The organism is Roseobacter sp. AzwK-3b (assembly GCF_000170875.1).
GTDB lineage: Bacteria > Pseudomonadota > Alphaproteobacteria > Rhodobacterales > Rhodobacteraceae > Roseovarius > Roseovarius litoreus.
The window spans coordinates 69,929-85,626 of record NZ_ABCR01000002.1 but is presented as its reverse complement, the minus strand read 5'-3'; the positions used below and the strand labels follow the sequence as shown (position 1 = coordinate 85,626).

The following is a 15,698-nucleotide window of genomic DNA, read 5'->3' as shown; positions in this document are numbered from 1 at the left end:
ATGGATAATGTCGCCACCATATTCGATCGCTACGAAGCCGTTCGACACCGTCTGCCGTCTGCCGAGTTTTCCCCGGGAACGACGGCGATCACCTCCTTGCGTGACATCGCCGACCAGGCGGACGCCTTCATTTTCGATGCCTATGGGGTGCTCAATATCGGGGAAAGCGCCATTCCGGGCGCGTCGGACCGTCTGGCCGATCTGCGCAAGTCCGGGCACCAGATTCGCATTCTGTCCAATGCGGCAAGCTACAATCACGAGGGGGCGCTCACCAAATTTCAGAAGCTGGCGATGCATGTTCGAAGCAACGAGATCGTCACGAGCCGTGATGCCGCCTTGGCAAGACTTGAGACCGGGCTTTGGGGCTGCATCGCCGCGCCACAGGATGATCTGTCGGACATCCCGGTGCCAACTCGCCGCTTGGTGGATGATCCCGCCTGCTATGATCTGGTCGACGGGTTTCTGTTCCTGTCGACCGAAGCATGGTCGGCCGGCAGGCAGGAAACCCTGGAAGCATCGCTGCGAAAGACCCCAAGGCCACTCATCATCGCGAATGCCGACCTTGTTGCACCGCGTGAACATGGTTTTTCCCTCGAACCCGGCTATTTCGGGCACCTGCTGGCGGATCAGGGCTTTGACGACATCCGGTTCTTTGGGAAGCCTTTTGCACAAGTCTACGACATGATCGAAGCCTCTCTGCCCGGAATCGCGCCGGATCGTATCGTGATGTGTGGCGACACCCTGCATACCGACATTCTGGGTGCGGCCGCCCGCGGGTGGAAAACCGTTCTTGTGGAGATGGACGGGCTGTTTTCAGGTCACGACGCCAGCACCTATTGCAGCCGGTCGCAGATATATCCGACCTGGACATTGTCGCGGATATAAAGGCCGATCGACCGACCACATTGCTGGATTGACGGCTGAGCTGGGGTGGATCGTGCAACAGGTTGCTGACGCGCGTGCAGGCCAAGGGTCACAGCCCGTGACAATCCAGAGAAATGCAGTTTAAGTGACGGCCGTTGCTGGCGCTGACTGACAAGGAATAGATCGAATGAGCAAACTCTTCTCGCCGTGGATGCTTGGGCCGATGAAGCTTGAGAACCGGATCGTCATTGCGCCGATGTGTCAATACTCCGCCGTCGACGGGAACGCTCAGGATTGGCATATCATCCATCTGGGCAACCTGGCCCTGTCGGGCGCCGGAGTGCTTGTGATCGAGGCAACGGCCGTCTCACCAGAAGGGCGGATTACACCGAGTGATTTGGGCCTGTATTCCGACGAGAACGAAACTGCGCTGAAACGCGTGATGGACGCGGTCACAAAGCACGCGATCTCGCCCATGGTCATACAGCTTGCCCATGCAGGGCGTAAGGCTTCCAGTCAGACGCCATGGGAGGGCGGAGCACAGATCCGCCCGGATGAGCCCGGTGGCTGGAAAACGGTCGCCCCCTCGGCCTTGCCCCATGCATCAGGAGAGGACGTGCCGCTGGCGCTCGACGAAGCGGGTCTGGAGAAGGTTCGGAAAGATTTCGCCGCGTCTGCCTGCCGCGCAGTGGCCCTCGGTTTTCGCGGGATCGAAGTGCATATGGCGCATGGATACCTGCTGCATCAGTTCCTGTCTCCGATCGCAAACGAACGCCTGGATGACTATGGCGGGAGCCTTGAAAACCGGATGCGCTTTCCGTTGGAGGTTTTCGACGCGATCAAGGCCGCCATCCCGGACGATATCCCGGTCTGGGTTCGCGTATCCGCAACGGACTGGGTCCCGGGTGGCTGGGACATAGAGGACACAGTTGCTCTGGCCCACCGCATGAAGGAGCGCGGCTGCGCGGCCATTCATGTCTCTTCAGGAGGCGTGTCTCCCAAACAGCAAATCCCACTGTCCGACGGTTATCAGGTCCCTCTCGCTGCGAGAGTGAAGGAGGCCGTGGGATTACCGACCATAGCCGTAGGCCTCATCACCGACCCGGCCCATGCAGAAGCGATCCTGGAGAAAGGCGAGGCTGATGCCATCGCTCTTGCGCGAGGTATGCTCTATGATCCGCGCTGGCCGTGGCACGCCGCAGCGCAACTCGGGGCGGAGATCGAGGCCTCGCCGCAATACTGGCGGTCTCAGCCGCGCCAGTATAAGGCGCTCTTCAAGAATGCAACGGTTGGTCAGAGGTAGGGAGCAGCCACTGAACTTTCCTCGGTTTCGAACCGGAGCCTATTTGGCTTGATATGCCGATTGGCGCGGGTGAAGCGGCGGCCCCTTCGGGTCGCGCGGCGGTTCTCTCGATTGCGAAAAAGGTGTGCGGTGGCGGTTCCGACTTGGGGCTTTGCTTTTGTGACGATTATGCTTTCCTGCGTCGCTTGCTTGGCGCGAACCGGTAGACCTGTGGGAGACCACAACAGGCCACATCTACGGCTATGCCTCAAACAAGCGACGCCCAAGGTATCCGATAGCTGGACCTCAATTGAACATGGAGCGCGCCATGGCGGCGCCTTCCACAAGCGCGGCCAATTTTGCCTGTGACAGCTCTTGTGTCAGGTACTTCATACCGCAATCCGGTGCCGCCACGATATTCGCAGCAGGAATCACGGACGCGGCCGCAACCAATGTGTCTCGCACCTCTTCCGGGGTCTCGGCGGTGTCTCTGCCAAGGTCAAGCGCCCCGATCAGAAACCCTTTCTTCATTCCGGCGATCAGGGACAGGTCCAGCCGTGGCTGCGATACTTCGATGGAAAGCTCGTCAGCCGCGCAATCGTCAAGCTCGCGCAGGAACGAATAGCCCTGAGGTTTCGTCTGATCCATGATGTAGGCATAGCCGAAACACATATGGACCACCGTTCGCCCGGCCGCCCCTTCAAGCGCCTTGTTGATGGCCTTGATGGCAAATAGGCGGGCAGATTCCGGCTCCGCCTGCATATAGGGTTCATCAAGCTGAACGATATCGATCCCGCTTGCGAAGATGTCTGCGATCTCATCCCGCAAGACATCCGCATAGGCAAGCGCCAACGCTTCTTCGTCAGGGTAGTGTTCGTTCAAGGCCTGCATCGCCATCGTGAACGGCCCGGGCAAGGTCATTTTCGTCAGGTGTTTGGTGCAGCGACGCAGGAAAGCAGCCTCGCGGGCCATCACCTGCTCGCGCCGCCGGATCGGGCCAACGACACGCGGCACCACCATCGGACGTCCGCTTCGACCCGTCTTCGTGCCTGGATTATCGAGGTCACGGCCATCCAGTGACGTGGCGAAATGGTTCGAGTAACTCTCGCGGCGCACCTCGCCATCGGTTATAATATCAAGACCAACCTCTTCCTGATCGAGAACAGCCAGACGCGTGGCCGCATCTTGCGCCTCAGCCAGATCAGCCTCGGCCACCTTCCAAAGCGAAAGGTCGCGCACACGCGGCGGGCCCTTGGAGCGCAGCTTCGCGCGATCAATCAGCCAGTCCGGCTGAGGGTAGCTGCCAACGAGGCTCGTCGGGAAGAGTTTATCGTACATGAAGGCCATCCTATCGCTTCAAATTTGGCTCAGGTCGCAGTGTCGTTTCACGCGAAGGTGCTGATTTTTTCTGTCGCCTCACGCACGATCCCGTTCTCGATCGGCAGGCAGCTTTTGGGGAAATCCTGAACGAACTCCACGCCCATGGACCGGGCCTCATCACAAAACCTTGCGAGGACGTCGATCTGAGGGGCGATGAACCGGTCGTGCAGCACAAGAACCGTCCAGTCGTCACGCGCAAGATCGGCAAGCGCACGCTCCATCCAGTGCCTGTGCGGCGGCTGCCAGTCTCCGGGCGCCGACGTCCAGGTGACGACGGTAAAGCCATTCTGTGCAAGATATTCGACCGCCTCGGGACACAAGAGATGCGTTCCCAAAGCGCCTCCCCCATTCGGCCGGAAAAATTTGCGCGGATGCGCCAGCGTGCCAAGCTTCTGCTGTGCCAGGCCAATCTCATCCGCAAATCGGCTTGCGCCTTCTTCGCCACCAAGCGGAGCACCATGCGTAAGGGTGTGGTTGCCGATCCAATGACCTTCGGACATGGCCCGCTCGGCAAGTGCACGCGCGTTCGGATCGTCAAGACGCGCGCCCACCATAAAGAATGTCGCAAGAAACTTGCGCTCGGCCAGAAAGGCCAGAACCGTCTCGGTCGCGCCAAGCCATGGCCCATTGTCAAAGGTCAGGGTCAATCGCTTTGGCATCAGTCAGCCGCCTCGTCGGCATCCTGCAACGCCTGACGCAACAGCTTGCCGGTGCGATTGTAGTGGGTCATCAGCTTTTCGACGGCCAGATCCGCATCCCGAGCCAGCGCCGCCTCTGCAATGCCTTCATGCTCGTCCGTTACACTTCGCGGCGCGGTGCCGCCATATCGCGAAAGATGCCGGTAGCGGCTGTTTTCGTCAAAGAACTGACTGCACAGACGAAGCAACGTCTCTGAGCCCGAACCCGCATTGAGCGCCAGGTGAAACTCGCGGTGACATCCCTCCCATGCCGGATCGTAGGTCTCCGAAGGTGCTATGGACTGCAGTCTGTACAAGGCAACAACGATACCCTCTTCCCATTCAGGGCCACCACGTTCGATGGAAAGGCGCAACGCGCGTTCTTCGACAAAGGATCGCACATGAAGCAGCTCGTCAAACTCGCGGCCACTGATGCCGGCCACACGGAACCCACGCTGATCCTCGCGGACGACAAGGCCATCGGATACCAAGGAACTCAACGCTTCACGAATAGGCGTCGCCCCAACCCCGATCTCCCGGGAAAGATGTTCAATCTTGAGTTTCGTCCCCGGCTTAAGTTTGCCGCTGATGACGGCATCCCGGATGCGCATATGCGTCTCGCTGGTCCGTGAGCGGAACGCACGGGGATTTTCCGAAACCTTTTGCTCCAATCGCATATCACCCTCGATTTTCGTTTTGGCCCGGCTGCGTGTCACCGCAGTTGGACGTCCTCATGCACTGATCCGCTCTGCCACCACAGGATTGCTGATCGTTCCGATCCCTTCAATCTCTACCTCGACGGTGTCGCCATCGCGCATCCAAACCTGAGGGCGACGCGCATGGCCGACACCCCTCGGTGTCCCCATGGCGATCAGATCGCCAGGTTCCAAGGTCATGATCTGCGACAGGATCTCGATGGTCCGGAATGAGCTGAAGATCATTTGATCGGTATTCGAGTCCTGCATGATCTTACCGTTGAGCCGCGTCTGTATCCGCAAACCGCTCGCTTCCTGCGGCAACTCGTCCGCCGTGACGATGCAGGGGCCAAGCGCGCCGGTGCCATCAAAATTCTTGCCCGCTGTCCACTGTGCGGTCAGCCGCTGATACTCTCGGATGCTGCCATCGTTGAACGCCGTGTAGCCAAAAATCACCGAACCAGCGTCAGCGGCGGCCACATGTCGGCAACGGCGGCCAACAACGATGACCAGCTCCGCTTCATAATCCAATTGCTCGGAACATTCCGGCAGGATCATCGGATCTTTTGGCCCGATCATCGAGCTTGCCGCGCGCAGGAACAAGGCCGGGTAATCCGGGACGGCATGCCCGCCTTCCTTGGCGTGATCCGCATAGTTCAGGCCAAGACAGATGATCTTGCCGGGATTGGGGAGCGGCGACAGCAGCCTGCAATCTTTCAGAGAAACGCGCTCGACACCTGGGTCGGACAAACGCTGTCCAAGCGCCTCATGCAGGTCAGGCTCCGCGCCGATGAACTCTAGCATCGTTTCCGGGGCTTTTGAAGAAAGGCTCGCGATATCAATGATATCCGCACCAACAATAGCGCCCAGCCGAACGCGTCCATCTGTTTCATACCTTGCGTAGCGCATCTTCCCTCGCTTGCATGTCTTCGATCAAAAGCAGTCTGCAACTTGTCGCGACTATTATCGATAAAAAATACTTTCTCAATACATTTTCAAAAATATCGATTTTAATTGACTCACGAACGGGCGCTCGTAGAATTCCACCTGCAGCAGTGACGACCTGTCGCACTGCAGGACGAAACAAGGTGCACACACCCGTGCGCCGATTGCGGAGCGCGCAGAAAAAAGCGCGAGGGAGGAACTACAATGACAACTATTCGCAACATGATGGCGGTATCGGTTGCCGCCATGCTTGGCTTGGCGGGAAGCGTTTCGGCGCAGTCCTTTCCCGACAAGCCCATAACCATGATCGTCCCATTTGCCGCCGGGACATCTACGGACACCGTAAGTCGGCTCATCGCCGAGGGCATGTCGCAGGAATTGGGCCAGACCGTCGTCGTCGAGAACCGTGCTGGCGCCGGCGGCAGCGTCGGAACTCAGGACGTGGTGTCCTCCGACTCGGACGGCTACACCATTGCCATGGCCACAGTTGGCACGCTGGCGATCAACAAGTCGATTTTCCCTGAACTGCCATACGACCCCGAGAGTGACGTGACGCCAATTGCGTTTGTCGGCTACACGCCAACCCTTCTGGTGGTCAGTGCTGAGTCCAGTTTCCAGTCGCTCGATGATCTGGTCGAAGCCGCCAGATCAGAGGACGGTGTGACCTTCGCTTCGACCGGCAACGGCACCTCGACTCACCTGGCCGGCGAATTGTTGAAAACGCTCAGCGACACCAACATGATCCACGTCCCATTCGGCTCGGGTGCCGTCGGCCTGGCCGCCGTCATGTCGGGCGAGGTGGATTTCATGTTCAATCATCCAGTCTCCGCCAAGCAAAACGTGGATGCAGGAAAACTCCGGGCACTCGGTGTGAGTGGGGCCGCGGGGTCCGAAGTGGCCCCCGAAGTGCCGCCGATCAATGACAGCTACGAAGGGTTCGATCTTATTGCATGGTGGTTGATGCATGGCCCCGCAGATATGCCCACAGATGTTACGGAAAAACTCAACGCTGCCGTCACGAACGCGCTCGCGTCCGATGCGGTGAGCGAGCATTTCGTCAAAAGCGGCATCTCGAAGGGCGAGATCCCTTTCGCGGAGCTGGAAGGCTTCATTTCGTCGGAAGTGAAGAAATGGGGCGACATAGCCAGCGCCGCCAACGCGCAAGCAAACTGATATCCAGTTTGTCTCCGGTGCCGGATGTGACGCTTAGCATGCGTCACATCAGGCTTCTTGCACTGATCCGCCATGGAAGGCTTGCTGCATGTTGCGTCATCGGAATTTCGCCCATGATCTTTTTTGCCTGACGATCATAGGGTTCGGATTTTTCGTCATCTATGGCGGCCTTGAACTTTCGATCGGCACCATGCGCCGCATCGGTCCCGGATTTTTTCCGCTCGGGCTTGGGACGATCATGGCGATTTTGGGTGTTGGCCTCCTTTTCGAACGCCAGGACGAAAACCGGGATGATACGCGCAATCCGCGGGGCCTGATATTTATCTCGCTTGCCCTCGCTGCGTTCGCCGGTCTGCTGGAAACTCTGGGGCTCTTTCCTGCTACGGCGGCCATGGTTCTGTTGGTCGTGGCTGCGGAACCTGAACGCGTAAGTCTGCCAACGGTTGTGGGACTGATCGCAGGGCTATGGGCCGTAGGATATCTGCTGTTCGTGGTGGTGCTCAGGCTTCCGTTGCAACCTTTGGCACCTGAAATCTGGACGATGATGTAGGCAATGGATCTTTTCTCGAATATCGCGCTCGGTTTTCAAACAGCCTTTACGGTAGAGGCCCTGTTTTACTGTTTTCTGGGGTGCTGCATAGGAACGTTTGTGGGCGCGCTTCCGGGGATTGGACCCATGGTGACCATCTCGGTTGCGCTGCCGCTGACCTTTGGTCTCGATCCGACCGTCGCTCTGATCATGCTGGCCGGTATTTTCTACGGTGCGCAATACGGAGGGTCCATCTCTTCCATTCTTCTGAACTTGCCCGGCACAGCGTCGACGGCCGTGACTGCGCTTGACGGATATCCGTTAGCACAATCCGGCAGGGCGGGCTTTGCTCTGTTCATCAACGCCGTCGCCTCCTTCTGCGGCAGCACTTTGTCCATCCTCGTGGTGATGGCATTCGCCCCGGCGATCGCTGAAATCGCCCTGCGGTTCAAATCCACGGAATACTTCGCCGTCATGGTGCTCGGACTTGTCGCAGCCTGCACCATCGGGGGCGGATCGCCTCTCAAGTCGTTGGTGATGGTGGTGTTTGGCCTCATCTTCGGAATTGTCGGCATGGATATCAATTCCGGGGCCATGCGCTATACCTTTGGCTTTCTCGAATTGACGGATGGAATCAGCCTGATTTCGGTCGCGATGGGTCTGTTCGGTGTTGCCGAAATTGTAAGGAAAATGGCCGGGCCCTCCACGCACACGTCCAAAACGATGATCCAGGACCTGTCGCTCGCCTCGATGTTGCCAAGTCGTGAGGATCTGTCACGCCTCTGGCTGCCAATTCTGCGCGGAACGTCCATCGGCTCGATGATCGGCGCTCTGCCCGGTGCCGGACCGACGGTGGCTTCCTTCATGGCCTACGCCGCAGAGAAGAAGGCAAGCCGCGACCCGGATCGCTTTGGAAAAGGTGCACCCGAAGGCGTGGCGGCGCCCGAAGCTGCCAACAATGCTGCCGTTCAAGCGGCCTTCATTCCGACATTGAGCCTTGGGATCCCGGGCGACGTTGTAATGGCGATCCTGCTCGGCGCCATGATCATGCACGGCGTCATTCCCGGCCCACAGTTCATCGCCAACGAACCGGCGATGTTCTGGGGTCTTCTAGTGAGCTTCTGGATCGGTAATCTCATCCTGTTGTTCCTTAATCTGCCCCTGATCGGCCTGCTTGTAAGGATCATCACGGTACCGTCCCGCATTCTGCACCCTGTCGTGATCTTTTTCATCTGCCTCGGATCATACGTAAGCGGTCGCTGGCCCTCACCTTTTACCCGCTTGTCTGACCTGCGATGCCATGTCCGATGGAGATCGGTGCAGGAGTTTCGCGATGGCGACTACGTTGGAGTTTCTCCGGGATTACGGGGTGGACATAAGGACCAACGGACAGCGACGCTGGCCGGATGAGATAAAGGCTCGGATCGTTGCTGAGAGTTTGCAGCCAGGTGTGAGCGTGAATGCAGTTGCGGCGCGGTATGGTCTTCGGGCGAACCATTTATCGGAATGGCGTAGTCGGGCACGTGATGGCCGGTTGGTTTTGCCTGTGGTTGAAGATGACAGCTTCTGTTTTGCACCGATCGTCGTGTCGGATGGTGGCGGCGGTGCGGATGTGCCGGCTGTCGCCGGGCAGCCCACAAAGCCTGACGGGTTGTCCTGTAAACCCATCGAGATTGCGATAGGTCGTGTGACAATCCGGGTCGATGGCACCACCAGTTCTGACCGGATTGCCGAGATCGTGCGGGCAATCGGGGCGCGGCCATGATGTTCCCGTCAAACCGCGTGCGGGTTCTGGTCTCGACGCAGCCAGTGGACTTCAGGAAAGGTCATGATGGTCTGGCGGCAATCGTGTCATCTGTGCTGCGCAAGGATCCGTTCACCGGCACGGTGTTTGTGTTCCGATCGCGCCGTGCCGATCGGCTGAAGCTTCTTTACTGGGACGGCACCGGTCTGGTGATGGCTTACAAGCGACTGGAGGAGGCAACCTTCACCTGGCCTGCGATCAAGGACGGGGTGATGGCGTTGAACCATGCCCAGTTCGAGGCGCTGTTTGCCGGGCTGGACTGGCGTAAGGTTAAAGCCTTAGAGGCGCGCCCCCCTGCTGCGGCAGAGTGAATCAACCATATGTTTTTGCGTGATTTTACTGGGGCATCTGGGTAGCTATGGCCTATGCAAACTGCCCCGCAACTTGATCTTTCCGCTATCCCGGCTGCGCAACGCGCGGCGGTTCTGGCGTTGATGGAAAAGGTAGCGGCGCTCACAGAAATAACCCAACGGCAAGAGCACCTGATCGCCGAGTTGAACCATGCCCTGCATGGGAAGCGGTCGGAAAAGCTGACCGAGGATGAGCGACAGCTGGCGTTCGAGGATCTGTCCATCGCACTGGCAGAGGTCGAGGTGCAGAAGGAACATCTGGCTGACAGGTCAGGTGACAAGACGACAACCAAGCCTGCGCCGAAGCGCACCATCGGCAATCTGCCGACAGCATTGCCCGCATCGAAGAGGTCATCGAACCCGAGAGCTGATTTGCCCTTGTGGCTGTGGCGTCATGCACAAGATCGGTGAAGACCGCAGCGAGCGGCTGGATATCGTGCCAGCGCAGTTGCGCGTCATCGTCACCGTGCGCCCGAAATACGCCTGCCGGACCTGCACCGACGGCGTGACCCAAGCCCCCGCACCATCGCATCTGATCATGGGCGGCCTGCCGACCGAGGCGACCATCGCCCATGTGCTGGTCAGCAAATATGCCGACCACCTGCCACTATACCGCCAAAGCCAGATTCTGGCGCGGGCGGGTCTTGATCTGCACCGCGCTGTGCTGGCCGATTGGGTGGGTAAGGCGGCGTTCCATCTCAAGCCCGTCGTCGACCGGCTGACCGACCATCTGAAGCGATCCAGCAAGCTGTTCATGGATGAAACCACGGCCCCGGTGCTGGACCCAGGGCGCGGCAAAACCAAAACCGGGTATCTCTGGGCACTGGCCCGCGATGACCGACCATGGGGCGGTGAGGACCCGCCAGGCGTGGTCTACTTCTATGCCCCCGGGCGCGCGGGCCAGAATGCCGAAACATTCCTGACAGGCTTTGATGGCATCCTTCAGATCGACGGATACCAGGGCTACAACCGGCTGACCAAGCCTACCCGCAAGGGCGGCAATCCCATTCGCGTGGCCCATTGCTGGGCCCATGCCCGGCGCAAACTGAACGAAGTCTTTGACCGCGATAGATCAGAGATCGCCGCCGAAGGCCTGCGCCGCATCGCCGGGATCTATGCCGTAGAAGCTGACATTCGTGGCATCTCCCCCGGCCAGCGATTGTCTGCCCGCCAGACCCACAGCGCTCCACTGGTCGCGGCCTTCGGTGATTGGCTGCAGGCTGAGCGACGCAAGGTCTCTGCCAAATCCCGCTTGGGCGAAAAGCTGACTTACATCCACAATCACTGGGACGGGCTGCAGACCTTCTTGGCTGATGGTCGCGTCGAGATCGACAACAACCGCGTCGAAAACATGATCCGACCGATCGCTTTGAACCGCAAGAACTCACTCTTCGCGGGTCACGACGAGGGCGGCATCGCTTGGGGCCGCATTGCCTCGCTCATCGAAACCTGCAAAATCAACGGCGTCGAGCCCTTCGCCTATCTCAAGGCAACCCTCACAGCGATCGCCAATGGCCACCCGCAAAACCATATCGAAGACTTGCTACCGTGGAACTTCAAGCCGTCAAGCTAAGCCGTCAGTGTTGTCCAGCGAACGCTTACGATCATACAGTGTCTCGAACAACATTTTTGATGTCTTCGTGACACTTGTTTTCGGAGTGCTCGGATATCTGTTGGTCCGCCGCGGGTTTCATCCCGCACCGGTCCTGCTTGGCTTCATCTTGGGTCCGATGATGGAAGAAAACCTGCGCCGGTCGCTTGTCATCGCTCGCGGCGATCCATCGGTCTTTCTCGAACGCCCAGCAAGCGCGGTGATGCTCGGCTTGGCATTTCTGTTGATCGTGATGCCCCTCAGAAAGCCCGCACTCCGCTTTCTAAGCCGTGTCCGGCGGTAATATCAGATCGGCCCGGCCTCCCAACGTCAGGCCGGTCACAAACACGCGCCAGCGAAGCGCATTCATGTCGCTTCCGTCGAAAAAGGACAGACTTGCCATGCATTATGGAAGCGATCGCCCCGACGTGCTCCCATTCAATCCGTTCAAGGCGATCATCGCCCCCAGACCCATCGGTTGGATTGGAACCCTGAATGCCGATGGTGTCGCGAATCTCGCGCCCTATTCGTTCTTCAATGGTGTCGGCTCCGGGCCGGACATGGTGATGTTTGCAAGCGAGGGCGCAAAACATTCCTACATCAACGCACGTGATACCGGCGAATTTACCTTCTCGCTTGTGACCGCCGATCTTGTCGATGCGATGAATATAGCATCGGAAAACGTGCCGGACGGCATCAGCGAGTTCGATCTTGCAGGTCTTGAAAAGGGCCAGCCTGTTGTCATACGGGCGCCCTTTGTCGCCGCCAGTCCCGCGGCCATGGAATGCGTCACCATAGATGCGTTTCAAATAAAGGATCGACATGGGGTGCTCTTGGATCGCTATGTTGTCATCGGCGAGGTGGTGCGCACACATATTAAGGATGAGTTCCTGCAAGAGGGTATTTTCGACACCAGTGCCGCCACACCGGTCGCTCGGCTCGGTTACCGCGAATATACGACGATCACTCAGTCTTGGACCTTACGCCGACCCGATGACCCTGTCTGAAGCAGCACGTGAAGGCCGACCGCTCCACCTGAAATAAGCCCATTGAGGTGGGGGCAATCCGTCCAAGAAAAGGAAGGGCCCTGAAAAATGAGAACAATAAGCTGAAGCCCATGCTAGCGGCATGAGATACTGGATCATGCTGCATGGAAGGATCTCGCGACAAAAATTAATGATGCATGACGTAATGGATCGGGACGGCTTGGCACGTCTTTTTGGTGTGCAACCGAATTTATTTTCGAGCAATTTCAACGCGACCGGCATGTTTCTGCGCTTCGTCACAACGCTGTCAAGGACCTCGCCTTCGTGGTCTACGGCCCGCCAGAGATAATGACACTCCCCGTTGGTCTTCACGAACATCTCGCTCAAATGCAAACACCAATTTCTTGATTTCATGTCGGAAATTCGGCGTTTTCGGAGCTCCGCCTCAAACATCGGACCGAACCGATGCCGCCAAGCCGCCAGCACAGGACAACAAATTCTCAAGGTTCAATGTGCCACCGGTTTTTCCAACCGCAACGCCATCACCACGAGCGCCGCTCCGCTGCCCAGAAGTTCCAGCGACAGTATGACACCCAATTGCAGGCCTACGCCCAACAGCACGATCAGTCCCAAGACGATGGAGAGCCCGCCCGCCACGGCAACCACCCAGAACAGCGGATCGGTCTTGAAGTGCCGCCCGATCCACAGTTTCGCAAGCCCCACGACCAAAAGCAGCCCGCACAGCATCCAGCGCAAAAGCGTGCCATCACCGAAGGGCCCCATGAGAAGCGAAAGGCCGAGAAACAGCCCTGCCACAGCGAAAAGGCCCGCCCCGGCGCGCTCTCGTAAGGCGGCCGATTTCCAGGCGGCGCGGCCCTGCAAGAGGCTCATCACGACAAGCGCCCAGCCCGTGATGGTGGTGGACGTGATCTGCGCTGCATTCGGATTGATCAGGCCCAGCACACCTCCCGCAAATGCGACAATCCCCGCCAGGAGCCACCATAGCCAGTTTTTCATCGTCGCCTCCTCAACTTGCCGGTTTTCGGGCGGCCAGACCCAGAGCGATCATGGATATCCCGTTGGAGATCAGCTCGATCGCAAGCAGGATACCCAGCACCACTGCCGCTGAAAATGGAAAACTCGTCAGGATCATCGTGCCCAGCGCGAGCGAAATAATCCCAGACACAATAAGCAACGCCTTGAGCCCGGCACTTTTCATTCTGAAGGCAACGACAAGACGCAAAAGGCCGATAATGAGCATCAGGATAGCGACGACAACGGTCAGTTGCAGCACGCCCTGAAGCGGGTTGCTGACCAGATTGACCCCGATAGCCAGCAAAGCAATCCCGAGCACCAGTGACAGCAGCCGCGATCCCCAACTGTCATCCGAAAATATCGACAGCAGCATCAGAACGCCGATGGCCATGAACAGATATCCGGTCAGCATTTCTGCGGTCAGCGTAGCCGCCAGGGGGTTCAGCAAGGCAACTATACCGCCCAGCAGGGACAGCACGCCTATTCCGATTAGCAAAACAGAAGATTTCATCGCATTTCTCCTCGATCAAAAACAGGTCTCATGCATCTGTTGGCTCCGCCACCAGGTTAAAACTGTCCAGCCTAAACATGTCGCTCAGCCAGACCAGCAGCCTTTCGGACAAGGACAGGTCCGCGCGCGCCTCCATCACCTCCCGCGCAAGGGCGGGTTCATTGGTAATGAGCCCGTCAACCCCCATCGAGACCATCCGGGACATTGCCCTTGGATCGTCGACCGTCCAGACAAAAACTTTCTGACCTGCGTCATGCGCGCGGCGCAGGAGTTTGCCCGAGACCTGCCCGGTATTGACGGCCAGGAACTCGGCGTCGAGTCCCGTCAGGTCGCCGATCGCACGTGCCGCCAGAATGCCCATCGGCCAATCGGGGCGCAGTTCGCGCATCTTGTTCACGCCGGAGCGCTTTAGCGACATGATCATGACATCTGCGGCCATTCCGGTTTGCTCGACGATCTGCGCGACACGCTCTTCCAGACGGTCGTCATGGCCATAATATTTCAGTTCGATCAGGATACGCCCGCGCCCCTTGGCCGTCTCCAGAACCGCGCGCAACGTTGGAACACGCGCGGCGGCAAAGCTCGGGTCGAACCAGCTGCCAATATCGATCCTTTCCAGATCGTCCAGTTCCGCATCCCAGACTTTCAGTGCCACGCCGGCCTGCTTCATGAAGTCACTGTCATGCGTCACGACAACAGTGCCGTCCGCGATTTCCTGCACGTCGATCTCGACCCAGTCAGCGCGATCCTCAAGCGCCTTTTCCACCGCGGCCAACGTATTCTCGGGCCGGGCCGCCGCCGCGCCCCGATGCGCGATGATCTCGACGGGGTGTGGGGTCGCCAAGCGTGTCGTCACATCGCCCAAAACCACGGCTGAGCCGAGCCCTGCCAGCCCGGCCACCACAGCCAGACCACCCAGCACCAGCACGCCGCCACGTGGCTCGTAATCGGGCCGTGGGGCCAATATCCTTGGCGCGGCGCGGCGGTGCAGATCGTCGAGCAGCGCGGCCAGTGCTCCGTTCGACACGGCGGCCACCACCGCGTTCAGCAGCGACCAGAGCGCCAGCGTCAAAACCGTCGCCACCACAACTCGGCCCAGATCCGGAAGGACCAATGCCTGCGCTCCCGCGCCAAGCGCCCCCAGTGCCGCCGCGATGCCAGCCCCGAGCGCCAACCGCAGCACGAGCCAGATCAGGATGCCCCGGATCACCGCGCCGCGCCGCGCTCGCAGATAAACCTCGCTCTGCGCGAGACAGTCGCGCGCCGGTATCGCGTCGATCAACCGAAGGTGCAGGGCCAGCGCCCAGCCCCCGAGCCGCCAGATCAGCAGGCCCGCCATGATCAAAACGAGCGCCGCGATTACTCCCGCTGCCAGCAGAAAGGACGGTGGTCGCCAGGTTAGGTAATAGTTTATGTCATGCGCGGTCAGCCCCAATCCCGCCACGAACCCCGCGAGCGCGAGGAACGGCAGGCAGATTGCCAATATCCGCAACAGCAGGCGCAGCGCCAACCGAAATACCCCACCCAGACCCGGCAACACCATATTCCAGGCATTGACCAGAGCCACCCCGATACCCGACACAGGCCGGCGCCACAGCGCCGCCATCAGCGCAAGGTCGAGGATCGCTGCGACAATCAGCACGGCGACCACGGCCAGCGCGCCAAGCACGCCCATGGGGCTGAACAGTAGCCCGGCGATTTCTTGATCGGTCAGCGCCGGATCGCCCGACCAGCGCAGCACGAGGCCTAGGAACACACCCGCCAGCGGCAAGAGCAGCACCGAGACCGCGAGCCGGACACTCAGATGCAGGGCCAACAGCTGAAACAGATGATCCAGGGCGCGGCGATAGGCCCTTATGATCGCCGCGCCTGTCAT

The 15,698-nt window shown here is 59.2% G+C and carries 16 protein-coding genes and 2 pseudogenes; 10 read left to right on the top strand and 8 right to left on the bottom strand.

Going from position 1 to position 15,698, the window contains the following annotated elements; translation table 11 throughout:
- Together RAZWK3B_RS04610 and RAZWK3B_RS04605 are read left to right on the top strand one after the other, a co-directional pair.
- Positions 1-885, top strand: a complete 885-nt coding sequence (locus RAZWK3B_RS04610; protein ID WP_007812683.1) for an HAD-IIA family hydrolase — start codon at positions 1-3, stop codon at positions 883-885.
- Between the two features lie 166 nt (positions 886-1,051).
- Positions 1,052-2,167: an NADH:flavin oxidoreductase/NADH oxidase gene (locus RAZWK3B_RS04605; protein ID WP_007812681.1), complete on the top strand. Its 1,116-nt coding sequence runs from the start codon at positions 1,052-1,054 to the stop codon at positions 2,165-2,167.
- Positions 2,168-2,452: 285 nt separating this feature from the next.
- On the opposite strand, the gene RAZWK3B_RS04600 is transcribed toward RAZWK3B_RS04605, so the two are convergent.
- Genes RAZWK3B_RS04600 through RAZWK3B_RS04585 form a run of 4 tightly spaced genes read right to left on the bottom strand, consistent with a single transcriptional unit; the run spans position 2,453 to position 5,702 of the window.
- Positions 2,453-3,484: a 5-methyltetrahydropteroyltriglutamate--homocysteine methyltransferase gene (locus RAZWK3B_RS04600; protein WP_007812679.1), complete on the bottom strand. Its 1,032-nt coding sequence runs from the start codon at positions 3,482-3,484 to the stop codon at positions 2,453-2,455.
- 47 nt (positions 3,485-3,531) lie between these two features.
- Complete coding sequence (locus tag RAZWK3B_RS04595) at positions 3,532-4,185, bottom strand: polysaccharide deacetylase family protein (protein ID WP_007812677.1); 654 nt, start codon at positions 4,183-4,185, stop codon at positions 3,532-3,534.
- The gene (locus tag RAZWK3B_RS04590) at positions 4,185-4,919 is read right to left on the bottom strand and encodes a GntR family transcriptional regulator (RefSeq protein ID WP_007812675.1); all 735 of its coding nucleotides are present in this window, start codon (positions 4,917-4,919) and stop codon (positions 4,185-4,187) included. The genes RAZWK3B_RS04595 and RAZWK3B_RS04590 overlap by 1 nt, the downstream gene beginning before the upstream one ends.
- A gap of 15 nt (positions 4,920-4,934) precedes the next feature.
- A complete protein-coding gene (locus RAZWK3B_RS04585) occupies positions 4,935-5,702 on the bottom strand; it encodes a fumarylacetoacetate hydrolase family protein (RefSeq protein ID WP_007812673.1) in 768 nt (255 codons plus the stop codon).
- A 345-nt stretch (positions 5,703-6,047) separates the two neighbouring features.
- Here RAZWK3B_RS04585 and RAZWK3B_RS04580 point away from each other — a divergent pair, with 345 nt between their 5' ends.
- From RAZWK3B_RS04580 to RAZWK3B_RS04545, 8 genes and pseudogenes are all read left to right on the top strand, one after another.
- Complete coding sequence (locus tag RAZWK3B_RS04580; protein WP_037295062.1) at positions 6,048-7,016, top strand: Bug family tripartite tricarboxylate transporter substrate binding protein; 969 nt, start codon at positions 6,048-6,050, stop codon at positions 7,014-7,016.
- 88 nt (positions 7,017-7,104) lie between these two features.
- A complete protein-coding gene (locus RAZWK3B_RS20125; protein WP_007812670.1) occupies positions 7,105-7,566 on the top strand; it encodes a tripartite tricarboxylate transporter TctB family protein in 462 nt (153 codons plus the stop codon).
- A 3-nt stretch (positions 7,567-7,569) separates the two neighbouring features.
- Positions 7,570-8,955 (top strand): tripartite tricarboxylate transporter permease, encoded by a 1,386-nt coding sequence (locus RAZWK3B_RS04570; protein ID WP_007812668.1) that lies wholly within the window; start codon positions 7,570-7,572, stop codon positions 8,953-8,955.
- Positions 8,879-9,310 carry an IS66-like element accessory protein TnpA gene (tnpA, locus tag RAZWK3B_RS04565; protein WP_007811945.1) on the top strand — a complete coding sequence of 144 codons (432 nt, stop codon included), beginning with the start codon at positions 8,879-8,881 and terminating at the stop codon, positions 9,308-9,310. The genes RAZWK3B_RS04570 and tnpA overlap by 77 nt, the downstream gene beginning before the upstream one ends.
- On the top strand, positions 9,307-9,660 hold the full coding sequence (gene tnpB, locus RAZWK3B_RS04560) for an IS66 family insertion sequence element accessory protein TnpB (RefSeq protein WP_007812645.1): 354 nt from the start codon (positions 9,307-9,309) through the stop codon (positions 9,658-9,660). Before tnpA ends, tnpB begins: the two co-directional genes overlap by 4 nt.
- Positions 9,661-9,714: 54 nt before the next feature.
- Positions 9,715-11,272, top strand: a pseudogene (gene tnpC, locus RAZWK3B_RS04555) (IS66 family transposase).
- Between the two features lie 10 nt (positions 11,273-11,282).
- Positions 11,283-11,594 (top strand): hypothetical protein, encoded by a 312-nt coding sequence (locus tag RAZWK3B_RS04550; protein WP_157132156.1) that lies wholly within the window; start codon positions 11,283-11,285, stop codon positions 11,592-11,594.
- Positions 11,595-11,658: 64 nt separating this feature from the next.
- On the top strand, positions 11,659-12,297 hold the full coding sequence (locus RAZWK3B_RS04545; RefSeq protein ID WP_232279478.1) for a flavin reductase family protein: 639 nt from the start codon (positions 11,659-11,661) through the stop codon (positions 12,295-12,297).
- 180 nt (positions 12,298-12,477) lie between these two features.
- On the opposite strand, the pseudogene RAZWK3B_RS21580 reads toward RAZWK3B_RS04545, so the two are convergent.
- The 4 genes and pseudogenes from RAZWK3B_RS21580 to RAZWK3B_RS04530 all read right to left on the bottom strand — a co-directional run.
- A pseudogene (locus RAZWK3B_RS21580) lies at positions 12,478-12,750 on the bottom strand (DDE-type integrase/transposase/recombinase); the annotation flags it as partial.
- A gap of 33 nt (positions 12,751-12,783) precedes the next feature.
- Positions 12,784-13,293: a DUF308 domain-containing protein gene (locus RAZWK3B_RS04540; protein ID WP_007812658.1), complete on the bottom strand. Its 510-nt coding sequence runs from the start codon at positions 13,291-13,293 to the stop codon at positions 12,784-12,786.
- A gap of 10 nt (positions 13,294-13,303) precedes the next feature.
- Complete coding sequence (locus tag RAZWK3B_RS04535) at positions 13,304-13,822, bottom strand: HdeD family acid-resistance protein (protein ID WP_007812655.1); 519 nt, start codon at positions 13,820-13,822, stop codon at positions 13,304-13,306.
- 28 nt (positions 13,823-13,850) lie between these two features.
- Positions 13,851-15,698, bottom strand: coding sequence for a glycerophosphodiester phosphodiesterase family protein (locus RAZWK3B_RS04530; RefSeq protein ID WP_007812654.1), 1,848 nt, complete (start codon positions 15,696-15,698; stop codon positions 13,851-13,853).

Bases quoted from the DNA above. Each gene is read 5' to 3' on its own strand.
- RAZWK3B_RS04610 (WP_007812683.1), top strand. From the start codon at position 1: ATGGATAATGTCGCCACCATATTCGATCGCTACGAAGCCGTTCGACAC.
- RAZWK3B_RS04530 (WP_007812654.1), bottom strand. From the start codon at position 15,698: ATGACAGGCGCGGCGATCATAAGGGCCTATCGCCGCGCCCTGGATCAT.
- RAZWK3B_RS04605 (WP_007812681.1), top strand. From the start codon at position 1,052: ATGAGCAAACTCTTCTCGCCGTGGATGCTTGGGCCGATGAAGCTTGAG.
- RAZWK3B_RS04545 (WP_232279478.1), top strand. From the start codon at position 11,659: ATGTCGCTTCCGTCGAAAAAGGACAGACTTGCCATGCATTATGGAAGC.
- RAZWK3B_RS04585 (WP_007812673.1), bottom strand. From the start codon at position 5,702: ATGCTAGAGTTCATCGGCGCGGAGCCTGACCTGCATGAGGCGCTTGGA.
- RAZWK3B_RS04570 (WP_007812668.1), top strand. From the start codon at position 7,570: ATGGATCTTTTCTCGAATATCGCGCTCGGTTTTCAAACAGCCTTTACG.
- RAZWK3B_RS04540 (WP_007812658.1), bottom strand. From the start codon at position 13,293: ATGAAAAACTGGCTATGGTGGCTCCTGGCGGGGATTGTCGCATTTGCG.
- tnpB (WP_007812645.1), top strand. From the start codon at position 9,307: ATGATGTTCCCGTCAAACCGCGTGCGGGTTCTGGTCTCGACGCAGCCA.
- RAZWK3B_RS04535 (WP_007812655.1), bottom strand. From the start codon at position 13,822: ATGAAATCTTCTGTTTTGCTAATCGGAATAGGCGTGCTGTCCCTGCTG.
- RAZWK3B_RS04595 (WP_007812677.1), bottom strand. From the start codon at position 4,185: ATGCCAAAGCGATTGACCCTGACCTTTGACAATGGGCCATGGCTTGGC.
- RAZWK3B_RS20125 (WP_007812670.1), top strand. From the start codon at position 7,105: ATGTTGCGTCATCGGAATTTCGCCCATGATCTTTTTTGCCTGACGATC.
- tnpA (WP_007811945.1), top strand. From the start codon at position 8,879: ATGGCGACTACGTTGGAGTTTCTCCGGGATTACGGGGTGGACATAAGG.
- RAZWK3B_RS04600 (WP_007812679.1), bottom strand. From the start codon at position 3,484: ATGTACGATAAACTCTTCCCGACGAGCCTCGTTGGCAGCTACCCTCAG.
- RAZWK3B_RS04580 (WP_037295062.1), top strand. From the start codon at position 6,048: ATGACAACTATTCGCAACATGATGGCGGTATCGGTTGCCGCCATGCTT.